The organism is Sphingobium sp. TomTYG74, assembly GCF_055393875.1.
On record NZ_AP027342.1, the window covers coordinates 77838 to 101045 of the forward strand.

The following is a 23208-nucleotide window of genomic DNA, read 5'->3' on the forward strand; positions in this document are numbered from 1 at the left end:
CGCCAAGTGAGCCAGGACGTTATCGAGCAGCTTCGCGCCAATTTGCGCGACCATAGCGACGCGCGCGGCATCGAGTTTGAGGGCCGGTGGGTGAGTTGGGGCGAGGTGGCGGGCTATGGCGACGCCGTTGTCGCGTTGCTCGACGCCGCCGGGTGCCCGCCATCAGCGAAGGTTGGGATCATCATCCGCAACCGGCTGGCCCATGCGGCGGCGGTGGTGGGGCTGCTGGCGCACAGGCGCTCGGTGAGTTTCGTCTATCCATTCCTGCCCGTGACCGCGATAGCGGACAATATCGAGAATTTGGGAGCAGCCGCGATATTGGCCGACGAACAGGACTGGCCGAATTTTTGGGAGGCTGCGGGGCAGGCTGGTTGCGCGGGGATCGCCTTTGGCGGGATCGATGACGCGCCCATGCTGGTCGATGGACTGGAGAAGTGCAGGCGATCCTCGTTCGACGATGCCTTGCCCGATGGCGGGATCGAGGTGCTGTCGAGCGGGACGACGGGGACGCCCAAGCGCATTCCTATGCCGCTGAAGCTGCTGGAACGGGCGGTGATGAGCGCGCCTGGCGCGGAGTCCGGCAGCGCGCCGCCGGTGCAGATCAACATCTGGCCGATGGGCGGGGTTGGGGGCGTGTGCCTGCTGACCGGCGCTGCGGTCAATAATACGCCGTTGGTGCTGATGGAGCGCTTTACGGTCGATGGGCTGGTGGATGCGCTGCGCCGCCACAGGCCCGATACGCTGGGCCTCAATCCGACGGCGATCGCGATGATCATGGACGCTAATGTGTCGGTCGAGGATATGGCGAGCGTGAAGAGCGTGTCGGGGGGATCAGCTTATCTGGACCCCGATTTGCAGGAGCGGTTTGAGGCGCGCTACAGCCTGCCGATCCTGTGGGGCATGGGCGCGACGGAATTTTGCGGCACGATCGTTCGCTGGACGCCGCAGATGCGGGCGGAGCGCGGGGACAGCAAGCGCGGTAGCACCGGCCTTCCCATGCCGGGCGTGGAGATACGCGCCGTTGATCCGGAAAGCGGCGCGGAAGTTTCGCGCGGGGCGGAAGGATTGCTGGAAGTGCATTGCCCGTCCGTGCGGCCTGACTGGGTGCGGACCACTGATCTGGTGATGATTGATGAGGACGGATATGTCTTTCATCGCGGACGGCATGATGGCGCGATCGTGCGGGGTGGGTTCAAGATATTGCCGGAGCGCGTGGTTGACGTGCTGCGCCAGCATCCGGCCGTGGTGGATGCTTCCGTGGTGGGCATTCCCGATGCTCGATTGGGTGCGGTGCCGGTGGCTGCGGTCGAATTGAGCCGGAGCGCAGGGGCGGTGGATGAACAGGCGCTGCTGGCGCATGTGCGGGCCGAATTGCCGCCGACGCATGTGCCGGTGGAGATTCGGATCGTGGACGCGCTGCCGCGCACGCCGTCGCTGAAGGTCAGCCTGACCGAGATCAAGAAGATGTTCCTGCCCGACGCCGCATGAGCGGGCGCGCGCAACGAAGAGGATGGAGAGAATGAGCGTGTCATTGCTGGGCCTGGAAGGAAAGAAGGCCCTGATCGTTGGCGGCGGCCGTGGCATGGGCGAGGCGAGCGCGCTGCTGCTGGCGGAGGCCGGATGCGATGTCGCCGTGCTGGACAGCGTCATGGAGCGGGCCGAGCAGGTCGCGAGCGAAGTGCGGGCGATCGGGCGCGCGGGCATAGCGATCGAAGCCGATATTTTGGACGAGGCATCGGTCAAGAAAGGGGTGGCGGATGCGGAAGGGGCGCTGGGCGGCCTGGACATATTGGTGACGATCGTGGGGCAGGCGCTGTTCAAGCCGCTGCTCGACGTGACGCTGGAGGAATGGGACCATGATCAATCCCGGAACCTGCGCTATTTCTTCGTGACGGCGCGCGCGGTCGCCCAGTCTATGATCGCGCGCGGGGTGCCGGGATCGCTGATTTGCATCGGATCGGTCGATGGCGCGGTTGGGTCGCCGATGCATGCTCCTTATGGTGCAGCCAAGGCGGGGCTGATGCATCTGGTGAAGTCGATGGCGACCGAATGGGGGCGGCATGGCATTCGCGCCAATGCCGTGGCTCCGGGGAGCATCACTACGCCACGCTTGCCTGAAACGGCGGAATCGCGGGCGCTGATGGAGGCGAGCGTGTTGCCGATCGGGCGGCCGGGGACGACGCGGGACGTGGCGGGGGCTGTGCTGTTTCTGGCGTCGGGACTGTCGGAATATGTGACGGGCCACAGTCTGTTCGTTGATGGCGGGTGGATGGCTGCCAACCATTTCGATCCAAGAGTGATGGCGACCAAGAAAAGCAACGAATAGCGGGTCATTCGGCCAGGAAGGGGATGATCGCTGACAGGCATGCGTCGAAGGCGTCATGCTGGGGCCAGTGGCCGCTGCCGGGCAGGCGGATTTCCCGCACGTCGGGGAGATGGGCGAGTAGGTCGGCGGGCAGGCCGGAGGGCCAGCTGCGGTCGCCATAAAGGAGGAGGGTCGGGCAGGCGATGTTGCGCCACAGTGCCCGGACATCCTCCATGGAGATGTCGGGAAATGCCCAGACGGCGAGATAGGGATCATGCTTCCACTGCCATCCAGCCTTGCCAGCCCGCCGCAGGCCATGGCGCGTCATGTGCCGCGCCTGCGCAGGCGTGAGGAAGGCATGGCGTTCCCGCATACGCTCGACCGCTTCATCGACGGACGCGAAGATGCGCGGGGCGGTGAGGGAAGCGGCGCGGCGCTCCTGAAGCCAATTGCGGGTCGTTTGTGCGATGCTTTGGCTGAAACGGTAGGCTTCGATATCGGGCGGCGCGCCGATAGCTTCGATCGCGACGATACGTCTTATCGTTTCGGGATAGGTGGCGGCAAAGCGCAAGGCGATGTGCGCGCCGAGGGAGTGGCCGATCAGGATGGCCTGACGCTGCGGACCCAGCGCCAATTGTTCGGCAAGCGCGTCGAGATCGGACAGATAGGCGGCGAAGTCGTAGCGCCCGTCCTGCGACCAGCTGCTGTCGCCATGGCCGCGAAGGTCGGGGGCGATCACATGGTAATCGGGAAGCAGGGCATTCGCCAGCGCGTCCCAGCTGCGGCTATGGTCCCGGCTGCCATGAAGGAGGATGGCGAGCGGCGCGCCTTCATGCGTCCATTCGGTATAGCTGAGCGGCATGCGGCCATTGCAAAAGCGGCGTTTTACAGGCTTTGTCCTGATGTGGGGGCGACTTTGTCTGTCGTGCATGGTTGCAGTGTAGAGAGGAGCGAAGCCGTGCTGGCGACCGGCAATGGCGGCTTTCCATATTCGCGTAATGGATCGCGGCGGAGCGGATTTCCCAAGCTTGAATCCATGATGCGCCAGGAATATGGTGGGGAACAGCAAAATCCGGGTGATCGGCAGCGCCGACGCTGGCAAGAAGTGCGTAGGAGGCGGGATGAGCGCTAACTCACAGGCGGAAGGCAGGTCTGGCGGCAGGGGCAGCGTGAAGTCGTGCCTGCGGACGCTGGAGGTGCTGGAATATTTCATGAAGTCGGGTGAGCCTGCCCGCACGATCGAGATCAGCGAAGCATTAGGCATCCCCAATTCAAGCGCTGACGAAATCTTGCGCACGCTCGCGAGCACTGGCTATCTTACCTATAGTCAGGCGACGAAGCTCTATGCGCCGTCCTACAAGCTGGTCGCGAATGCTTCGTCGATCGAGCAGAGCTTTTTTGGAAGCGGCCGGATCAATGAAGTGATGGAGGATATGCGGCGGGAGACCGGCGGATCGGTTTTCGTCACGCAGCAGAATGACTGCTGGTCGGAGAGTGTCGCTGAAATGTCTGGCGGCTGGGCGGCGAAGCCTGACGCTGAACCTTATTATTCCACTGAGATGATCTGTTTCCAGCGCAACAGTTGGCGGCCGGGCACTAATTTTGCTGCGGCGATGCTGGCGCAGCAATCCAATGTCGACATCATCCAGCTGGCAACCCGGACGCAGCGGCTGGGGCTGGGTCCGAAGGGTCCGACGCTGATGAAGCATCTGGTGGACCGGATTTCAACGACGCGGGCGCGCGGCTTTGCGCTGTGCCGACGGAGCGCGACCATTCCGGTGGACTCCATCGCCATGCCGTTGCGGGTGCCGCACGGCGTCGCTTCCTATGCGATCGGGGTGGTGGGCGATCCGCTGTTCAGCAATGACAATGACGTGCGGCAGATGCTGTCGGGCATGCAGGCGGTCATCTACCGCTATAATGATCGTATTCGCCGGAACGGGGCGGTGAGCATCCAATAAGCGGACGGTCGTTATTGAGCCGCCCTTCAGCTTTCAAAGCTGGTCGGTGTAGCTGTCGGTGCCCGGAATCGTCGGGATGAAGGGCGAGGCGATGGCGATGCGGCCGATGCCGCTTTCCTCGATTGCTTGGGCGAGCGGTACATAGGCGGTGTCCCAGACGGCTTTTGGGTCATCGATGGAGAAGCTGAGGAACACCGCGCGGTCATTCGCCTCTATCGGCACATCCTTGGGACTGGTGGGATCGAGCGGCAGGGGGGAGCCGGTCAGCGCGACATCGCCCGGCAGGTCGCGGGCGCGGAGCAGGGCGGAGAGGCCCGCGCTGGTCTTGCCCGGATTGAGATCGACGATGAAGGCGACGAGCCCGCCATAGGGACGGTCGAGCGCCAGTTCGATCGGCATGGCGCTGCCCGGCGCATTATATTCCGCGTCGAAATTGTAGAAGCTGGTGTGGATATGGTCGCGTTCCTTGAACATGCGGCCGCTGGCATGGAGGTCGTTGACCTGACGGACGGCCCAGGCGTCCCAATCCTTATGATGCCCGTCCAAGATCCAGTAGAGTGCGAGATAGGAACCCTTTGACAGGTCCATGGTGCCTGAGCCGAAGCGCTTGGCCTTTTCTGCGCGGGTGGCGACATAGCGTGCGCCGGACACGGTATAGGCGCCGATCATGCAACCGCTGTAGAAATGGTCGCGCTCATACCAGCGATTATAAGCCACCTCATGGCCGGGGCGCGGCTCGACCATGGTGAAGAGTAGGGAGCCGAGGCGTATGGGACGGTCGGCGCGGGCTATGTCGGCCCGTTCGTACAAGGTTTCGCAGCTTTGCATGGGCCTCTTCTCCTATGATGGCGCTGCTGGCGGGAAGGGCCGCGCTCCGGAATGTGGCTTTACTGAAGCGCGCAACGAGGCGCGGTTAAAGCGGGGCTGCGCCTCTTCCGGGTTGGCGGAAGCTATCGACCGGCAAGCGCTCGATAGGCGGGATGGCCTATGTCGCTCAGCACATCGAGGTGGCGAGGGGTCCAGCCCAGTTCCCGACGGGTGCGGGGGCTGCGGGAGCGGCTGCATGTCGCCATGCCGATCAGCGTTTCGAACTTTCCCCAGCGGCGAACGCCTTCGGGAAAATCGATGCTGCGCGCCTGAATGCCGAGGTCGCGGGCGACCGCCTCCGCCAGAGTGCGGTTATTCAGTTCGCCTGTGACGGCGTGATAGAGCGCTCCGGCTGAACCTCGTTCGAGCGCGAGGCGGTAAACCTCTGCCAGATCATCGACATGGACGTTGGAATAGAGGTTGAGGCCCTGCCCAAGATAACCGACTTCGCCCGTGCGTCCGGCGTCGCTGTAGAACATGCGCAGATGGCCGCAGCCGCCATGTCCCCAGATCATCGGCGGCCTGATCACCATGGCGCGCACCCCGCCCGATGATCCGGCGCGGCGGACGATATTTTCCGTGTCGAACCGGAGGCCGATATATTTGGAGGGTTCGAAGGGGTCATCCTCGGCGAAACTGTCCTCGCTCCATAGGCCGTCCGTGTGTTGCGAAAGAAGGCCGGTGCCGCTGGTGAAGATGAACTGATGACCGCGCCCGTCAGCTGCATTGAGCAAGCGCCTGACCGTGTCATGTTCCTGCTGAAGGAGCAGTTGGGCGGCATAGATGGTGGCGTCGTGCTGGCGCATCATGTCGAAGACGGCGTCCAGATGCGACAGGTCACCCCGTAGAGGGGTTATGCCATGATCAATGAGGGCGCGATCGCCTTCGCTTGTGCGGCTGAGACCGCTCACCGGATGGCCGGACGCTCTGCAATGGCGGGCGATGTGCGATCCGAGATAGCCGGTCGCGCCGAGGACGAGAATGCGCATCGGGGTTAGGAAGCAACAGCGATGCACCCGGCGTCAAGAGTCCAGCCATGGGTTCCGGAGAGGCGGAGGGGTTAGAGCGAGCTGACGAGGTGCCCGCCGTCGACCACCAGTTCCGCGCCCGTAATGTAGGAGCCAAGATCGGACGCGAGCAGGAGCAGGGCGCCGTCCAGATTTTCCGGGCTTCCTATCCGGCGCTGCGGTATCCGCTTGATCATCGCCTTGCCTGCGTCCGTTCCCCAGAAATGCTCATTCAAAGGCGTTACGATGTAGCCGGGGCACAGGGCGTTCACGCGGATATCGTAGCGCGCCCATTCCAGCGCCATGACCTTGGTCATCTGCACCAGGGCGGCCTTTGAAATGGCATAGGGGCCAAGCTGTGCGCCCTGCCGAAGGCCAAGGATGGACGCGATGTTGATGATGCTGCCCGGCCGACCTGCCGCAATCATGGCGTGCGCCGCCCCGCGCGCGACCAGATAAGCACCGCGCGCATTGGTATCCATGACGCGATCCCATTGCGACGCATCCTGATCAAGCATTGGACCAGCGCTTACGACGCCCGCATTGTTGATCAGGATGTCGACGGCGCCGACTTCCTCCCACAAGCGATCGACGGAGGCGGCGTCCTGTACGTCGAGCGAGATGGCGCGCGCGTGGGGGAGCGATGCGGCAAGGCTTTCCAACTGGTCGCCACGCCGGGCAGCCAGGACCAGCTGAACGCCCTCCGCAGCGAGCGTGCGCGCGAAATGCGCGCCGAGCCCGCTGCTCGCGCCGGTGATAAGCGCGGTCCTGCCCGCCAGGCCGAAGGAGAGAGGCATCAGGCCGCCAGTGCTTCTTCCGGTTCCGGCGGGAAGATGGATGGCTTGCCGGGGTCATAGGTCTGGACCAGCAAGCGGATGAACTGTTGATCGGTGAGCGGATCGCTGGGCACTTCGAAAGTGGCGCCGCGTGCGCGAAGATCGGCGATCAACATGTCGAATATTTGATCATGACTGATGTCGTCGGTGTGGTCGAGCGACTGTTTGAGTTCGCTATAGTCCATGAAGATGTCCGCGCCCCAGTGGATGAGGAAGCGGAATTCGTCTTCCGGTATCTTCTGGATGACTTTGCCGTCCGTGGTGATCTGCCAGCCATTGGGATCTTCGGGATCGGCGCTCATGAGCGAATTGATCGCGAGCCCTTCGGGTCGGCGCAGGGCGGCGGGGCCGCTGGCTTCTGCCGTGTGGTACATCATTTCATTTTCAACGACGACCGCGCGGCTCCACATCGGCGCCTTGATCTGGGCAGGCTGTCCTTGCGGGCCATCGGGCCAGTAGTTGAAGCCGCCGCCGACCTTGCCCTTATAATACCAGGTGATCACTTGCGCCTTTTTCGCGCGCCAATGTTCGAACAGGCCGGACTTCACCATGATGTTCATCAGCCATACCGGCGATGTCTGCATGGAGATGCCACGAAAGCGGGTGCCGTCGACATGGGGTGCCCCAGCGCCGGGACACGGCCCCTGAATATTGAACAGCATATTTTCGGGCCGGGCATATTCGGCCTTCCAATATCCCCGAACCAGATCGAGGAATTTCTTGTTGAAGAAGCAGTCTTCGATATCGGGATGCTGGACCGTCGATCCTTGCGCGAGATAGCCACGGAATACCGGCGAGAGGAACATGTCCCATGTGGGGGTAAAGCCAGCGGGAAGGCCGCCCGAGGTCGTCGCAACGACTTCTTCGGGTGACTTGAAATGTTGTGCCAGGATCAACGACCAGGGGCCGTTTTCCCGCACGACGTTCAGCATGCGGCGATGCTGGTCGTCGGTATAGGCGCTTTCGATGATCTGGGGCGGGGCCACTGGGCGGAACTGGGTGGTCATGTGAACTCTCCTGAGTACCTGCATCGCCGACCGCCCCTTCATTTGTAGACAGGGAAGCTAAGGCGGCTCGCTAACCAAGTGAGTCCTAACTTATTCCGACCCTCGCTGCAAGTTATGACAACGATCGATGTATTTCATGTGGTGCCGCTGACCGGCGTTTGGGGCAGCCATTCGCGAACTGCGGTTTTCAGCAGCTTGCCGTTGGCATTGCGGGGAAGCGGCCCCTCCACGATGTAGACATGGTCGGGGACCTTGTAGTCGGACAGATTCCGTGCGCAGAAGTCGCGCAGGCTCGCGCCGTCTGCCTGGTCGGGTGCGACAACGAACGCTTCGACCCGTTCGCCCAGGACGGGGCAGGGCCTGCCGATCACGACGGCCTCGGTGACGGCCTCATGCGACATGAGCATGTTTTCGACTTCGACCGAATAGATTTTGAAGCCGCCGCGATTGATCATGTCCTTCATCCGGTCGAGCACGCGGATATAGCCGTTCGCGTCCATGGTGCCGATGTCGCCGGATCTCCAATAGCCGCCGGTAAAGCCCCGCTCGGTTGCTTCCGGATTGTTCCAGTAGCGTGGCACTGTCATGGCGCCCGCGATCCAGATTTCGCCCTGCTCCCCGCGTGGGAGTTCGCGGCCTTCCTCATCCATGATGACGATGTCGGCATAGGGCAGGGCCTTGCCGACCTTGTCCGGATGAGCGGGACAGTCGCCAAGCGGCATCATGACGGCGGGGGATGAGGTTTCGGTCGATCCGTAGATGTTCACCAGTGTTAGTTGCGGGAGCTGGGCGGCAAGTGTTTCGATGCTGGATTCGGCCATGGGCGCCCCGCCGAACGCGCCAATGCGCCAGCTCGACAGGTCGAAGTCCGCGAAATCGGGCTCCATCAGGCATAGCTTGTACATGGCCGGGACCATGATGACGTAACTCATGCGTTCGGCCTGCGCGAGTTCCAGGAAGGGGCGGGCCTTGAACGCCTGCTGCATCACCACCTTCCCCGCGACCCGGATGCTGAGCATCAGGATGAGGCCGATCCCGGTGACGTGCGAGGCAGGGACGGCGAGGATCATCGACTCGCCATCCTTCAATTGCAGGTGCTGCTGGCTGCCGATGCAGATGGTAACGATGCCGAGATGCGTGAGAACCGCGCCCTTGGGGCGGCCGGTGGTGCCCGAGGTGTAGAGGATGCAGAAGGGGTCATCTTCGCCAACGGCCGATCGGTGTGGGGCGTCGGTCAGCGCTTCGGGTGTGGTTTTGGACCAATGGGCAGCTTCGTCGGAATAGCGGAGCCAGTGGCGCAATTGGGGGTGGTCGGAGCGGCTGGGCAGTTGGTCTTCCAGCGCGTCGTCATAGATGATGGCTGCGGCGCCGCTGTCGTCCAGCACATAAGCGGTTTCCGGCGCGCGCTGGCGGATATTCATGGGCACGGCGATCAGGCCGAGTCTTGCTGCCGCCAGCAGCAGCGTGGAATAATCGGCGCGGTTGGCGAGTAGGATCGCCAGTCGGTCGCCAGCAGTCAGGCCCAAGGATGTAAGGCGCGCGGCGCAGGCGGCGACGCGGGTAGCGAGGAACGTGTAGCTCCACCGGTCTTCGCCTTCGACAAGGGCGATGGCGTCCGGCGAGCGGCTGACGGCGTCCAGGAACATGGCGTAAATGTCTGCGGGGCGATCCTGATGACAATTGACCAGCCTGCCGTGATGCACTTCCTTGCGGAGTTGCAGATGCTTCATCTCTTTATCGGTCCTCTCCGTGCGCCCTGCCATGTCATGACGGGCACGAAAGCTCTTATATGGCTTTCTAATTGCACCTTGCATTGCGGTTCTTCCCTTGGCAAGCGCCAAGAAACGAGAGGAGCGGAGACAAGCCATGGCAGATCATGAGGGTGATGCGGCGATTGCTCGAAGGGTCGAGAATTTTGTCCGTGACGTGGTCGTTCCTTATGAGACGGATGGCCGTCGGGATGATCATGGTCCGCTGGACGCGCTGGTGCAGGAAATGCGGGCCAAGGCGCGAGAAGCAGGTGTCCTGACGCCGCATATCCGCGCGGACGGAACGCATCTTAGCCACCGGGCGACGGCGCGGGTGCTGCGCGCTTCGGGATTGTCGCCGCTGGGGCCGCTCGCCTGCAACACCAATGCGCCCGACGAAGGCAATATGTTCCTGCTGGGGAAGGTCGCTACGCCGGAGCAGAAGAGCCGCTACCTCGATCCGATGGTTGCGGGGAATGGGCGTTCCTGTTTCCTGATGACCGAACTTGCGACGGAAGGCGGGACTGGGTCGGACCCGTCGATGATGCAGACGCGTGCGCGTCTGGAGGGCGGCGAGTGGGTGATCAATGGACGCAAGGCGTTCGCTACAGGATTCGCGGGAGCCAGCTTTGCCATCCTGATGGCGAAGACGGAGCGGGATGACGGCGCGGCGGCAGCGACGATGTTCCTGGTGCCGCTGCCGCACCCCGCGCTGGTGCAGGAACGGCTGATCGGCACGATCGACAGCTCGATGCCGGGCGGTCATGCGGTGGTGAGGGTCGAGAATTTGCGCCTGCCGCCCGAGGCCGTGCTGGGCGCGCCGCATGAGGGGTTCGCCTATGCGCAGGTCCGGCTGGCTCCCGCGCGGCTGACACATTGCATGCGTTGGCTGGGCGCTGCGACACGCGCGAATGAGATTGCGACGGACTATGCGGTCAAGCGGCAGGCGTTCGGCAAGCCGCTGATCGACCATGAGGGCGTTGGCTTCATGCTGGCGGACAATTTGATCGACCTGAAACAGTGCGAGTTGATGATCGATTGGTGCGCTGACGTGCTGGACTCCGGCGAAAAGGCGATCACGGAAAGCTCCATGGCGAAGGTGGCCGTATCCGAAACGCTGTTTCGGGTGGCTGACCGGTGCGTCCAGGTGATGGGCGGAACCGGGGTGAGCCATGACACGATCGTGGAGCAGGTATTCCGCGAAATCCGCGCCTTCCGCATTTATGACGGGCCGACGCAGGTGCATAAATGGTCGCTTGCCAAGAAGATCAAGCGAGAGGCGCTGGCGAAGTCATGAATGCCGAGGAGCTGAACGCCGGGCTGTCCGAAGTGCGCGAGGCGCATCGTTTCGATGAAGGCGCTTTGCGGGCATGGCTGAAGGAGCATGTGCCCGAGGCGGAAGGGCCGCTGACCGTGCGGCAGTTCAAGGGCGGGCAGTCCAATCCGACCTTCAGGCTGGACGTTCCGGGACGTTCCTTCGTCATGCGCCGCAAGCCGCCGGGCGTGACGGTGCCCGGCGCCCATGCCGTGGATCGCGAGGCGCGGGTGATCGCGGCGCTGGGCAAGGAAGGTTTTCCGGTGCCCCGCATTTACGGGCTTTGCACGGACGATGCGGTAATCGGCAGCTGGTTCTATGTCATGGAGTGCGTCGAAGGCCGTGTTTTCTGGAACTCGCGTTTTGAGAATGTCGCGGCGGAGGAACGGGTTGCCTATTTCGATGCCATGAATGCGACTTTGGCGCAGCTTCACAATTTCGATCCCGTGGCGCTTGGCCTCGATGATTTCGGGAAGAAGGGCAATTATTTCGAGCGGCAGATCGCACGATGGTCGCGCCAATATCTGAATGACGAGGCGGCTGGCCGCGACGCCAACATGGATCGGCTGATAGAATGGCTGCCAGCGAATATTCCCGCTGGGGATGAAAGCCGGATCGTCCATGGCGATTATCGCGCTGATAATATGGTGTTCCATCCGACCGACCCGCGCGTGGCGGCGGTGCTGGATTGGGAGTTGTCGACGCTTGGTCATCCGTTGGCGGATTTCGTCAATCACCTGATGATGTACCGTCTGCCGCCCGCCATCCTGTCCGGCCTGCGGGGCGCCGATTTCGCCGCGCTGAAGCTGATGCCGGAGGAGGAGTATATCGCCGCCTATTGCCGCAGGACCGGGCGGGACGGGATCGACCATATGGGCTTTTACCGTGCTTTCGCTCTTTTCCGGCTTGCGGCCATCTATCATGGCATTAAGGCAAGGGCACTACGCGGAACGGCCGCATCAGCGCATGCAGAAGAACTGGCGGCGCAATATCCCCTGCTCGCCCAATTGGGATGGAGTGAGGCGGAAGCGGCCTGATCAACAGGGGAATGGTGGAATGAAGACCCGGATTACCGAGCTTACCGGCACGCGCTATCCCATTATCCAGGGTGGCATGCAGTGGGTGGGCCGCGCGGAGCTGGCTTCGGCGGTGTCCAATGCTGGTGGCCTCGGCATCCTGACGGCGCTGACGCAGCCGACGCCCGAGGCGCTGGCGGCCGAGATCGAGCGGTGCCGCACGATGACGGACAAGCCGTTCGGCGTGAACCTGACCATATTGCCGACCGCGCAGCCGGTTCCTTACGAAGCCTATGCCGAAGTCATCGCCGGATCGGGCGTTGGCGTGGTCGAGACAGCCGGGCGCAGTCCCGCCGAGTTCATCGCTCGTTTCAAGCAGGCGGGTGTCAAGATCGTCCACAAATGCACCGCCGTCCGCCATGCGCTGTCGGCGCAGCGGGCTGGCGTCGATGCGGTGTCGATCGATGGGTTCGAAGCGGCGGGTCATCCGGGCGAGGATGATATTCCGGGCATGGTTCTGATCCCCGCTGCGGCGCGGGCGCTGGACATCCCGATCCTGGCGGCGGGCGGCATGGCGACCGGGCGCAGCATGGCGGCGGCTCTGGCCCTGGGCGCGGAGGGTGTGACCATGGGCACTCGGTTCATGCTGACCAAGGAAGCGCCGATCCATGAGGCGATCAAGCAGGCGGTGGTGCAGGGGACGGAGCGCGATACGACGCTGATCTTCCGCCAGTTACGCAACACCGCGCGCGTGTTCCGCAATGCCGTCGCCGAGGAGGTGAACGTCAAGGAACGGGAGCCCGGCGCGACGTTTGAGGATATTCGGCCGCTGGTCGCCGGTGCGCGTGGACGCGCTGCGCTGGAGAGTGGCGAAGTGGATGGCGGGCTGGTCTGGGCAGGCCTTGGCATCGGTTTGATGGACGACATTCCGACATGCGCCGAACTGATCGGGCGCATCGTGGGCGAATGCCGCGAGGCGCTGGGCCGCGCCGTGGCGCTGACCGGGGAGGCATGAACATGAGCTATAATACAATCCGCTATGAAGTTGAGGATGACGGCGTCCTGCTGCTGACGCTGAACCGGCCGGACAAGCTGAACGCCTTCACGGTCGAGATGTGCGAAGAGCTGGTCGACGCCTATGGCCGGGCGAGCCGGGATGATGCGGTGCGCGTGATCGTGGTGACGGGCGAGGGCCGTGCCTTCTGTGCGGGCATGGATCTGTCGGTCGGCGGCAATGTCTTTGGTCTGGATGAAAGCATGACGCCGACGATGGAGGATCTGCGCGAGCGTGGTGATGATCCGGCTATTCTGAAAGGCGTGCGGGATACAGGCGGGCGCGTGGCGATGGCGATGTATGATTGCCTGAAGCCGATCGTCGGCGCGGTGAACGGCGCGGCGGTGGGTATCGGTTCGACCATGTTGCTGCCGATGGATTTCCGCTTTGCGTCGGAAAAGGCGCGCTTTGGCTTTGTCTTCGGACGGCTGGGCATCACGATGGAGGCATGCTCATCCTTTTTCCTGCCGCGCATTGTCGGTTTGGAGCAGGCGATGGAATGGGCGTATAAGGCCGATATCTTCGATGCCGCCGAAGCGCATGACAAGGGACTGGTCCGTGGCGTGTTCCCGGCCGAGACGCTGGTTGAGGAGGCGAAGGCCTTTGCCCGATCGCTGGTCAAGGATCGCTCGCCCGTTTCGATCGCGCTGATCCGGCAGATGCTTAACCGCAACAGCGCGCAGCCCGATCCGTGGCAGGCGCATCTGACGGAATCGCTGGCGGTGTTCTACACCAGCCAGGCGGACGGCCGCGAAGGGGTTCGCGCCTTCAATGAAAAACGGCCAGCGGAATTTACGGGGAAGGCGTCGCAGATGCCGCCCTTCTTCCCCTGGTATGGCGATAAATAAATCAACGGAGAGAATTGAGATGATCACGCTGGAAGACAAGATCGCGATTCAGGAACTGGTCGCGCGTTTTACCCGCTGTTCCGACTTTGGCGATTGGGAAGGCCTTGCCTCCCTCTTTGCGCCCGAGGTGGTGACGGAGTTGGAGGGCCTGCCGATCCGCTATGAGGGCATTGAGGCTCAGGTCGAGCATGCCAAGGAGTCGGACAAGCAGGCTGAAGGCAAGAACCGCCATTATAATTTCAACATGATCGTGTCCGAGAAGGACGGCGCGGTACATGCCGAATATGCCTTCATGAACGTCAATGCGGGGCACGCGCCGATGAGTTCCAAGATCGTCGTGAGCGGCCGTCAGCGGGACACGGTGGTGAAGACCGGCGACGGCTGGAAGATCGCACACCGCTTCGTTCAGTTCGACCAGTCGTTCAGCCTTGATTTCTAAGCCAGGGAGGAACGGTCGTGGACATTAAGAATTTGTGCGCTGTCGTCACTGGCGGCGCTTCTGGGCTGGGCAGTGCGACTGCCGAAAGGCTGTCCGAGCTTGGCGCTCGCGTGGCGATCTTCGACTTGAACGAGGAAGCTGGTGCGTCGCTCGCCGAACGGTTGGGTGGCAGCTTCCATAAGGTCGATGTGACCAGCGCCGAGTCCGTCGATGCGGGGCTGGCAGCGGCCGAAGCGAAGCTGGGCACGCCGCGTGTGCTGGTGAACTGCGCCGGCGTGGCGCCGGGCTTTCGTGTCGTGGGTAAGGATGGTTCGCCCCATCCGCTGGACGCGTTCCGCAAGGCTGTCGAGATCAACCTGATCGGCAGCTTCAACGTCATTTCGCGCTTTGCCGCCCTGCTCTCCGGCGCAGGAGTGGATGGGGAAGAAGCGGGCGTGATCGTCAACACGGCGTCAGTTGCTGCCTTTGATGGGCAGATCGGCCAGGCTGCTTACGCAGCGTCCAAAGGCGGTGTCGTGGGCATGACGTTGCCGATCGCGCGCGATCTGGCGCAACATCGCATCCGGGTGATGACGATCGCGCCGGGCATTTTCCTGACGCCGATGCTGCAAGGCCTGCCGCAGGCGACGCAGGATTCGCTGGGCAAGCAGGTGCCGCACCCGTCGCGGCTGGGTAAGCCAGCAGAATTTGCGAAGCTGGTTCAGAATATCATTGAAAATCCGATGCTGAACGGAGAAGTGATCCGTCTGGACGGCGCGATCCGCATGGGACCGCGCTGACCGTTCGCCATCTAAGAAGGATTGCTGCCATGATCGAGACTAGCCCGGACGTCATCAGCCTGCCGGAAACCGAGGCTAAGCTGCGCGAATTTGTCGAGCAGGGCGTCATATCGGGTGGCATCCTTGCGTGGGGCATCGCGAATGGCCCGGTTCGCTACCATGGCGAAGGCGTGCTGGGTTATGCGCGCAAGGATGGCGTGGACGAGCGGTCCATCTTCCGCGTCTTTTCCCAGTCGAAGCCGATCACCGGCATCGGCGCGATGATGCTGATCGAGGATGGCGTTATCGGGCTGGACCAGCCGATCGGTGAGATATTGCCCTCTTTCGCCGAAATGCGCGTCATCGAGGGTGATGACCTGGAAGTGACGCGGCCTGCCGTTCGTCCGATCACCGTCCGCCACCTGCTGACCCATACGGCGGGCTTTGGCATGGACGGCATGACGCTGGGCGATCTCTATACCAAGCATGGCGTGGCGCCGGGTTCGCGGGACTGGGTGCCGGGTCCCGGCGATCTTCCGGTCCCGGCAACGCTCGCCGAACTGGGTGAGCGTATTGCCGCCCTGCCCTTGGCGACCGATCCCGGCACGCGGTTCGATTACAGCGTTGCGCTGGACGTGCTTGGGCTGGTGATCGAAGTGGCGTCGGGCATGCCGTTCGAAACCTTCCTGAAGACGCGGCTGTTCGATCCGCTGGGCATGGTGGACACGGGCTTTTCCATCACGGCGGATCAGGCCGCCCGCTTTGCCGATCTCCCCCAGCAGGGGGAGGACGGGACATGGGCATTGGCCGATGATGCGGCGGACAGTCTCTATGCGCGGCCTTATTATCCGTCGGGTGGCGGTGGCCTTGTGTCGACGGCGCATGATTATTCCCGCTTTGCGGCCATGCTGCTCAACGAGGGGGAGCTGGACGGCGTGCGCGTGCTGAAACCGGAAACGGTGCGGATCGCACGGTCGAACCTGCTGCCCGAAGCGGTGACGCATGTGGACGTGCCGATCGGTTATACGCTGTCGAACGTCGGCATGGGCGCGGGCATGTCCGTATCGCTGAAGGCGAGTGAGCAGACCAACAGCTTCTTCGACTGGCCGGGCGCGGTGCCCGCTGGTGTGTTCGGTTGGCCCGGTGCGGCAGGGACGGCGTGTTGGATGGACCCGGAGCGCAAGTTCTTCCTCCTCTATCTCACGCAATATTGGCCATCCTGGCTGAACGGCAGCATGCGGCCTGAGATTGTCGCGGCGGCCTATCGCGATCTGGAGAAGCAATAAGGAGGAACGCTGCCATGCCGATACTGGACAATGACGCCGACTTCACGCCTTGTCTGGGATCACCCGGCACCGGCGTAGTGATTACGGGCGGAGCTTCCGGTATCGGGCTGGCGGCGGCGCATGCGCTGGCTGCCGTCGGGCGGCCGGTCGCCCTGTGGGACATCAATGCGGAAGGTGCGGCCGGATCGGCGAGCATCATCGAGAGCCGCTATGGCGTGCGCGCGGCGGGTTTCAGCGTCGATCTGCGCAACCCGCAGGCCGTCACCCCCGCCGCCATCGCGACACGGGCGGCAATCGGCGCGATCGGTGGCATCGTGCACTGCGCGGGCACGGCCGAAGCGACGGGCATCGACGGAGTGACGCCAGAAAATTGGGATGCGGGACTGGCCCTGCATGTCCGGTCTATAATCCTGATGACTCAGGCTTTCCGCGAAGATCTGCGCGCATCGTCGGGGAGCGCCATTGTCGCATTGTCATCCATCAACGCGACGCTGGGCAACGGGATGATCCCGATCTACAGCGCGGCGAAGGGCGCGGTAATTTCGCTGGTCCATTCGATGGCGGATGAACTGGCGGCTGATGGGGTGCGCATCAATGCGGTTAGTCCCGGCATGATCGATACGCCGATCATTGCGGAGACCAAGGCGCATTTGCCGGGGCATTTCGAGCGGCGGATCATGCTGGGCCGCTATGGCGCGCCGGAAGAACTGGGACGCGTCATCCGTTTCCTGATGTCGGATGAAGCGAGTTACATGACGGGCGCGGAAATCGTCGTGGACGGCGGCAACATCAACTCGCAACGGCAATAGGACTGCCGACGCACCGCGCTAGGAGGGGAGCGCTGCGTCAGGCCGGGCGTAACCGACCCGCAGCAGCGCCCCGGCACGCCTTAAAGGCGGTTCACTTCCTTGGCGGTCAGGCTGGTGACCAGACCCTTTTCCGCCGTGCTGAGGGTGGTTACGGGAATAACCACGAAACGGCCGCTGTAGATGATCTGGACGGCGGTCGCTTCGCCCGCATTGTTCTTAAGGATGCGGTCGATATAGCCGACCTTGCGGCCGTCGACCGTCTTCACAAGTGCATTGGCCTTGATCGCGGGCGCGTCGGCGGCGATCGCCGCAGCGGAAAGCGACAGCGACAGAGCCGCCGCGAAGGCAAAAGAAAGCTTCATGATAATCCCCTTGTGGATAGACGAGGGGGCCGATAGCACGCTGTAAAACGAATAATAAGACACCCTGTGTTGCAAAAAATGCAATTTGCGTTTCGGGTTCGGAATTTGGCGGATATGGGATGGGATCGGCGGCTGACCGCGCCTGATGAATGGAATGGGGAGGTTTTAGCCGGGATGATTGGTGTGCTCTTCCACCTTCACGAATGTCAGTTCGCATGACCGGGGAGGCGCGTGAGTCGGGGCCGCGCCTTGCGGCATTTTCCGTGACCAGCATCGCGACCGGCGGGTTCAATATTCCGCTCCAGACCTATTTGCCTGCCTTTTACGCGACGGTGATCGGCATGGACCTGGCGACCGTCGGGCTGGTCTTCATGATCAGCCGTCTGTGGAGCGCGGCGGCCGACCCCGTTATCGGATGGGCTTCGGACCACACACGCACGCGCGTCGGAAGGCGCAAACCCTGGATTTTGGGTGGCGGTGTGCTGTTCCTTCTGTCCCTGCTCGCGGTCTTTTCGCCGCCTGCCGGAGCCACGCCGCTCTATCTTGGCGGGTGGTTGTTGCTGCTGTGCCTGGGGTGGACCGCCACGTCCACGCCGCTTTACGCCTGGGGCGGGGAGATGGCGTCATCGCCGGTCGAGCGAGCGCGTATCCAGGCCTATATCCAGACAGGGTCGTCCATCGGCATCTTTCTGGTGCTGGTATTGCCTGCCGCGCTGGACGCGCTGGGCCGGGGCAATCCTGAGGTTCGGGTCGGATCGATGGGGACGCTGGTCGCCGCTGTCCTCGCTGTTGGCATGTTGCTGATCGCCTTTCTCTTTCGCGAGCCGTCGCTGCCGGAACGCGCGCCCGCAGGCGCGAACTGGCGGCAAGGGATGAAGACGGTGCTGACCGATGCAGCACTTTGGCGGATCGTGGCGTCGGATTTCTTCGTCGCGCTGGGACAGGGCTTTCGCACTGCCGTGTTCCTGTTCTTCGTGACGCGTTACATGGGCATGGCTTCACCTGCCATGCTGCTGATGCTGCAATATGCGTTTGGCATGTTCGCAGCGCCGCTATGGGCGCGGATCAGTTACCGATTCGGGAGGCTAAGAACGCTGATCATGGCCGAGGGCGTGCAGGTTGCGATCAACCTGATGGTCCTGTTCCTGACGCCGGACCGCATGTGGCTGTTCATCCTGCTGATCGTGGGACAGGGGCTGACGCAGGGATCGGGCAATCTGATGCTGCGGTCGATGATCTATGATGTGGCGGATCGTCATCGCGAGGGTAGCGGCGTGGAACGGGCCGGGCTGTTTTCATCCGTATTCAATGTCACGACCAATGCGGCCTATGCGATCGCAGTGGGCATAGCCTTGTCCGTCGTGGGCTTGCTCGGATTTGATCCAAGGTCTTCAGGATCGGAAGGGGTCGCGGGCGTGCATTTGTTCTTTGCGATTGGCCCCGCCGTTGGACATTTGCTGTCGATCCTTGTGATCAGCTGGAAGCGCGGGAGCAGAGGCGGAAGGCTGGACGCTGAAAGCCGCCTGCCTTCCGCTTGATCCTCAGATTCCGATGAATGAGGGCTGCGTCAAAGGTCAATAACCTTTTCGGGGTTCATGATGCCATCCGGGTCAAGAGCCCGTTTGATCTGGCGCATCATCTCGACAGCGGCACCATGCTCTGTGAGGAGATGCGCTTTCTTGCCAATGCCGATGCCGTGCTCGCCAGTGCAGCTGCCCTCCATGGCGAGAGCGATGCCTACGATCCGTTCGGATAATGCCTTCGCCTTTTGCGTTTCCTCGGCCGAGTTCGGATCGAAGACGAGGATGACGTGGAAGTTTCCGTCGCCGACATGACCCACGATGGGTGCAGTCAGGCCACTTGCCTCAATGGCGCTGCGCGTTTCGTCTATACAGTCGCAAAGCCGGGAAATCGGGACGCAGACATCCGTTGCGATCGCCTTGCATCCCGGGCGCAACGCCAGATTGGCATAATGGACCTTGTGGCGCGCTTCCCAGAGGGCGGTTCGGTCCTCCGTCTTCGTCGCCCAGGTAAATTGGCCGCCGCCATTGTCGGTGGCGATCTGGCCGAAGTTTTCCGCCTGTTCCGCAACGCCCGCAGGCGTGCCGTGAAATTCCAGGAACAGCGTCGGGCATTCGCGATAGTTGGTCCGACTGTAGGCATTTATCGCGCGGAGCTGTAGCGGGTCGAGCAATTCGATACGGGCGACGGGAAGGCCGATCTGGATCGTCTGAATCACTGCATTTACCGCGCCGCGTAATGTTTCAAATTCGCAAACGGCGGCGGAGACGGCTTCTGGCTGGCCATAGAGGCGCAAGGTGACTTCGGTGATGATGCCGAGCGTGCCTTCCGACCCGACGAATAGCCCGGTGAGGTCGTACCCGGCCGCGGATTTACGCGCCCGCCCACCGGTGTGGATGATCCGGCCATCGGCAAGCACCACCGTCAGCCCCAGCACATTCTGCCGCATGGTGCCGTAGCGAACCGCGTTGGTGCCGGAGGCGCGTGTCGAAGCCATGCCGCCGATGGACGCGTCCGCGCCGGGATCGACGGGGAAGAACAGGCCCGTGTCGCGCAGTTCGCTGTTCAACTGCTTTCGGGTGACGCCCGCCTGCACGGTGCAGTCCAGGTCTTCTGGACTGACGCGGAGCACCTGATCCATGCGGGAGAGGTCGATGCAAAGACCGCCTCTTGCCGCCAGAAAATTGCCTTCCAGCGATGTGCCGGTGCCGTAAGGGGTGACGGCGATGCCCTGTTCCTTGCAGAAGATGACCGCTGCGGCGACTTCCTCCGTGCTGAGGGGGAAGACAACCGCGTCCGGGGGCATGGCAGGGTAGAAGGTCTCTGCCCGACCATGATGATCGCGGATGGCAGCGCTATCGCTGAACCGATCGCCGAACATGGCGCGCAGGGCGGACCAGTCAGCTTCCGGGACATGTACCGCCGTTGCCATTTGTATCTCTCCCGTGGGTCAGTGACCCACGTTACAACGCTCCGGCATATTCCTCCACTATGTTAGCTGGTGCGGTTTGAGCGCCCCTGACCAGTCGCCCCGGTCGCGCGCCGGTCGCGTTGTCGGTGCGGCGGATGACATCGCCCGAGACGATGGTGGCGACGAAGCCGGTGGCTTTCTGGTCCAGCCGCCTGCCGCCTCCCGGCAGATCGTAGCGTATATGAGGAGCGTGTAGGCGCAGGGCCTCAAGATCGATGATATTGATGTCCGCCTTGTAGCCGGGCGCGATCTTGCCACGGTCGCGCAGGCCCATGGTCTCTGCCGGGCGTGAGGTGAGGGCGCGGACGGCCTGGGGGATGCTGAGTTTTGGCCCTTCACGATCGCGGGTCCAGTAGGTCAGCAGGAAGGTGGGGTAGCTTGCGTCGCAGATCGCCGCATAATGAGCGCCGCCATCGCCCAATCCCATGACCGTGTCCGGATGCGTGATCAGGTCATGCACCGTGTCGAGGGTGCCATTATAGAAGTTGCCGAGCGTGTTGTAGAGCATCCCCCGGCCATTGCCGCCGTTCATCATGAGGTCGTAGGCTACCTCCTCCGGGGTGCGGTTCAGGTTGCGCGCTTGCGCTCCGACGCTGCTTTCCGCCAGTGGTTCATAGTTGGGCGGGTCGGAGAGCGGGAAAATCCAGTCCCAATTGCGGGTCATCATCGCCAGGGGATGGCCCTCATGCGGTTGTTCCGCGATGAGCTTTGCGCGAAACTCCGGGTCGCGCAAATAGGGGAGTTGCTGGTCGATCGGCAGACCGGCGATCGCCTCATAGATTGGGCAGAGCGAGAAGGGGTGGCTGGATAGTTCAAAGCCGCAGATCATGCCGACGGGGCGGGGGAGTATTTGCGGGCTGATCTTCAGGCCCTGTGCATTCGCTTCCTCGCAGATGCGCAGGGCCTCCTGCCAGACAGGCTCGCCCGTGTTGGAGGTGCCGAGTGTGAAGGTGGCCGGTCGGTTCGCCGCCTTTGCGACGGTGAGAAGGTGGGCAAGCTCGTCGGTCCAGCTGGAAAAGGGAGCGTCCAGCACCATTTGCAGGACGCCGGTATCCGCGTCCCGCATAGCGCCCGCAATGGCTTTGAGTTCCTCGACATCGGCCTGATAGCTCGGGATATTCTCTCCAGCATTTGTGCGGTGGATGAGGAGGCGCGAGGTTGCGAAGCCGATCGCGCCCGCGTCTAAGGCTTCGCGGGCGAGGGCCTTCATCTGCTCAAGGTCGGCAGGCGTCGCGGCTTCGCGTTGTGCGCCGCGTTCGCCCATTACGAAGACGCGCAAGGGGCTGTGAGGGAGGAGGGCGGCAATGTCGATGTCGCGGGGGCGGGATTCCAGTGCGTTTAGATAATCGGGGAAGCTTTCCCAATCCCAGCTGAGCCCTTCGGCCATGACGACGCCGGGAATGTCCTCGACGCCCTCCATCAGGCGGATCAAACGGTCGTGATCAGCAGCGCGGCAAGGCGCGAAGCCCACGCCGCAATTGCCGATCACGACCGTGGTCACGCCATGGGAGGAGGAGGGGGAGAGTTCCTCCGACCAGATGGCCTGACCATCATAATGGGTATGGATATCGACGAAGCCGGGGGTGACGGTGAGGCCGGTTGCATCGATGACTTCGCGGGATTCGCCGGTAAAGGGGCCGACGCTGACGATTTTTCCATCATGGATGGCGACATCGCCGACGAAAGGCTCACTACCGCTGCCATCGACGATGGTGCCGCCACGGATCAGCAGGTCGCATGCGCTCATTCGGCAGCCCTCGCGATAGGTTCGAGCCTGGTCTCGCCGTCGGACGCCCAGAAGGCGCCCTCTTGTGACGTATCGACCTCTTCGACGCCGCGCACGCCCAGCGCTTCGCGCGCTTCGGCCAGCGGCAGATGGAATACGGTTTCCAGCTTCTTCATGAAGAGGGCGTCGCTCTGCTGACCCACCTTCATGCCGCGCTGGATCGCGTTGACGGCGGTGGGCCACACTTCGGGATAATGCAGCATGGTGCGCACGGTGTAGCGGAGCGATCCGAAAATCTGGATCATGTTGACTTCCGCCGCGAGATGCGGGTTGCGCATATGCTTGGGCACGTTGGTCAGGCGATACCAATAGGGCACCAGTTCGCCCATGAAATTGAAGCCGCCGCCGCACAGGATATGTTCGAAATCGTGGGTCTGTCCGGAGCGCAGATTATAATATTGGAGCTGTGTTTTCGGCTCTTTCCAGGGCGTGATCTGGATCTGATAATCTCCCGCCGTCATCTGCTGGTAGAAGATGCCGCCGAGGGAACCGGGTTCATATTGTTGGAAATCTTCGATCTTGTAGGTCGAAATGAAGCCTTCGCTGAACCAGGTGTCTAGCTCCGGGTTCACCTTCCGCTCCTGGGTAAACATGTCCTCGATGGCATCGAAGTCGCGCAGGGAGTCGAGGATCGGCAGCAATTCATACATTTCCGCAGGGGGCGGTACGTCCGGGCCGTTTCGCCGCAACAGGATCATCGCCAACCATTCGCGCAGGCGCGGATTGTTCAGATATTTGGACGAGGAGATGAGTATGCTGCTGTCCGTTTCGACGGGCATCAGGCCGCGCGCGAGATAGGGAATGTCGACCAT

22 protein-coding genes are annotated in these 23208 nt (G+C 62.7%); 12 read left to right on the forward strand and 10 right to left on the reverse strand.

What is annotated here, in order from left to right:
- The first annotated feature begins 6 nt into the window (after positions 1-6).
- Together ACZ5TB_RS13465 and ACZ5TB_RS13470 are read left to right on the forward strand one after the other, a co-directional pair.
- Positions 7-1488, forward strand: a complete 1482-nt coding sequence (locus ACZ5TB_RS13465) for a class I adenylate-forming enzyme family protein (protein WP_464792982.1) — start codon at positions 7-9, stop codon at positions 1486-1488.
- A 31-nt stretch (positions 1489-1519) separates the two neighbouring features.
- Positions 1520-2326, forward strand: a complete 807-nt coding sequence (locus tag ACZ5TB_RS13470) for an SDR family NAD(P)-dependent oxidoreductase (RefSeq protein WP_464792983.1) — start codon at positions 1520-1522, stop codon at positions 2324-2326.
- Between the two features lie 4 nt (positions 2327-2330).
- On the opposite strand, the gene ACZ5TB_RS13475 is transcribed toward ACZ5TB_RS13470, so the two are convergent.
- Positions 2331-3167, reverse strand: a complete 837-nt coding sequence (locus tag ACZ5TB_RS13475; RefSeq protein WP_464792984.1) for an alpha/beta fold hydrolase — start codon at positions 3165-3167, stop codon at positions 2331-2333.
- A 259-nt stretch (positions 3168-3426) separates the two neighbouring features.
- On the opposite strand from ACZ5TB_RS13475, the gene ACZ5TB_RS13480 reads away from it, so the two are divergent.
- The gene (locus ACZ5TB_RS13480) at positions 3427-4266 is read left to right on the forward strand and encodes a helix-turn-helix domain-containing protein (RefSeq protein ID WP_464792985.1); all 840 of its coding nucleotides are present in this window, start codon (positions 3427-3429) and stop codon (positions 4264-4266) included.
- A 33-nt stretch (positions 4267-4299) separates the two neighbouring features.
- On the opposite strand, the gene ACZ5TB_RS13485 is transcribed toward ACZ5TB_RS13480, so the two are convergent.
- The 5 genes from ACZ5TB_RS13485 to ACZ5TB_RS13505 form a co-directional block, all read right to left on the reverse strand.
- Entirely contained in the window at positions 4300-5094 is a 795-nt protein-coding gene (locus tag ACZ5TB_RS13485) for a hypothetical protein (RefSeq protein WP_464792986.1), read from the reverse strand.
- 122 nt (positions 5095-5216) lie between these two features.
- Positions 5217-6122 carry an NAD-dependent epimerase/dehydratase family protein gene (locus ACZ5TB_RS13490; protein WP_464792987.1) on the reverse strand — a complete coding sequence of 302 codons (906 nt, stop codon included), beginning with the start codon at positions 6120-6122 and terminating at the stop codon, positions 5217-5219.
- Positions 6123-6193: 71 nt separating this feature from the next.
- Positions 6194-6937: a glucose 1-dehydrogenase gene (locus ACZ5TB_RS13495; protein ID WP_464792988.1), complete on the reverse strand. Its 744-nt coding sequence runs from the start codon at positions 6935-6937 to the stop codon at positions 6194-6196.
- Complete coding sequence (locus tag ACZ5TB_RS13500; protein ID WP_464792989.1) at positions 6937-7983, reverse strand: hypothetical protein; 1047 nt, start codon at positions 7981-7983, stop codon at positions 6937-6939. Before ACZ5TB_RS13500 ends, ACZ5TB_RS13495 begins: the two co-directional genes overlap by 1 nt.
- A 134-nt stretch (positions 7984-8117) precedes the next feature.
- Positions 8118-9713 (reverse strand): class I adenylate-forming enzyme family protein, encoded by a 1596-nt coding sequence (locus tag ACZ5TB_RS13505; protein WP_464792990.1) that lies wholly within the window; start codon positions 9711-9713, stop codon positions 8118-8120.
- 136 nt (positions 9714-9849) lie between these two features.
- Between ACZ5TB_RS13505 and ACZ5TB_RS13510 the strand changes: the two genes are divergently transcribed.
- Genes ACZ5TB_RS13510 through ACZ5TB_RS13545 form a run of 8 tightly spaced genes read left to right on the forward strand, consistent with a single transcriptional unit; the run spans position 9850 to position 17256 of the window.
- Positions 9850-11028 (forward strand): acyl-CoA dehydrogenase family protein, encoded by a 1179-nt coding sequence (locus ACZ5TB_RS13510; protein ID WP_464792991.1) that lies wholly within the window; start codon positions 9850-9852, stop codon positions 11026-11028.
- On the forward strand, positions 11025-12083 hold the full coding sequence (locus tag ACZ5TB_RS13515) for a phosphotransferase (protein WP_464792992.1): 1059 nt from the start codon (positions 11025-11027) through the stop codon (positions 12081-12083). The genes ACZ5TB_RS13510 and ACZ5TB_RS13515 overlap by 4 nt, the downstream gene beginning before the upstream one ends.
- 19 nt (positions 12084-12102) lie before the next feature.
- Positions 12103-13077: an NAD(P)H-dependent flavin oxidoreductase gene (locus tag ACZ5TB_RS13520; protein WP_464792993.1), complete on the forward strand. Its 975-nt coding sequence runs from the start codon at positions 12103-12105 to the stop codon at positions 13075-13077.
- A 2-nt stretch (positions 13078-13079) separates the two neighbouring features.
- Entirely contained in the window at positions 13080-13964 is an 885-nt protein-coding gene (locus ACZ5TB_RS13525; protein ID WP_464792994.1) for a crotonase/enoyl-CoA hydratase family protein, read from the forward strand.
- Positions 13965-13983: 19 nt separating this feature from the next.
- Positions 13984-14403, forward strand: coding sequence for a nuclear transport factor 2 family protein (locus ACZ5TB_RS13530; protein WP_464792995.1), 420 nt, complete (start codon positions 13984-13986; stop codon positions 14401-14403).
- Positions 14404-14420: 17 nt separating this feature from the next.
- The gene (locus ACZ5TB_RS13535) at positions 14421-15182 is read left to right on the forward strand and encodes a 3-hydroxyacyl-CoA dehydrogenase (protein ID WP_449469767.1); all 762 of its coding nucleotides are present in this window, start codon (positions 14421-14423) and stop codon (positions 15180-15182) included.
- 29 nt (positions 15183-15211) lie between these two features.
- Positions 15212-16447, forward strand: coding sequence for a serine hydrolase domain-containing protein (locus tag ACZ5TB_RS13540; protein ID WP_464792996.1), 1236 nt, complete (start codon positions 15212-15214; stop codon positions 16445-16447).
- A 14-nt stretch (positions 16448-16461) separates the two neighbouring features.
- Complete coding sequence (locus ACZ5TB_RS13545; protein ID WP_464792997.1) at positions 16462-17256, forward strand: SDR family NAD(P)-dependent oxidoreductase; 795 nt, start codon at positions 16462-16464, stop codon at positions 17254-17256.
- 80 nt (positions 17257-17336) lie between these two features.
- Here the strand turns inward: ACZ5TB_RS13545 and ACZ5TB_RS13550 are convergent, their stop codons facing one another.
- The gene (locus ACZ5TB_RS13550) at positions 17337-17618 is read right to left on the reverse strand and encodes a hypothetical protein (protein ID WP_464792998.1); all 282 of its coding nucleotides are present in this window, start codon (positions 17616-17618) and stop codon (positions 17337-17339) included.
- 215 nt (positions 17619-17833) lie between these two features.
- Between ACZ5TB_RS13550 and ACZ5TB_RS13555 the strand changes: the two genes are divergently transcribed.
- Positions 17834-19156: an MFS transporter gene (locus tag ACZ5TB_RS13555; protein ID WP_464792999.1), complete on the forward strand. Its 1323-nt coding sequence runs from the start codon at positions 17834-17836 to the stop codon at positions 19154-19156.
- Between the two features lie 29 nt (positions 19157-19185).
- On the opposite strand, the gene ACZ5TB_RS13560 is transcribed toward ACZ5TB_RS13555, so the two are convergent.
- The 3 genes from ACZ5TB_RS13560 to ACZ5TB_RS13570 are packed head-to-tail and all read right to left on the reverse strand — an operon-like array spanning position 19186 to position 23208.
- Positions 19186-20571, reverse strand: coding sequence for an FAD-binding oxidoreductase (locus ACZ5TB_RS13560; RefSeq protein WP_464793000.1), 1386 nt, complete (start codon positions 20569-20571; stop codon positions 19186-19188).
- Positions 20572-20602: 31 nt separating this feature from the next.
- Positions 20603-22357, reverse strand: coding sequence for an N-acyl-D-amino-acid deacylase family protein (locus tag ACZ5TB_RS13565; protein WP_464793001.1), 1755 nt, complete (start codon positions 22355-22357; stop codon positions 20603-20605).
- Positions 22354-23208, reverse strand: coding sequence for a hypothetical protein (locus tag ACZ5TB_RS13570; RefSeq protein WP_464793002.1), 855 nt, complete (start codon positions 23206-23208; stop codon positions 22354-22356). The genes ACZ5TB_RS13565 and ACZ5TB_RS13570 overlap by 4 nt, the downstream gene beginning before the upstream one ends.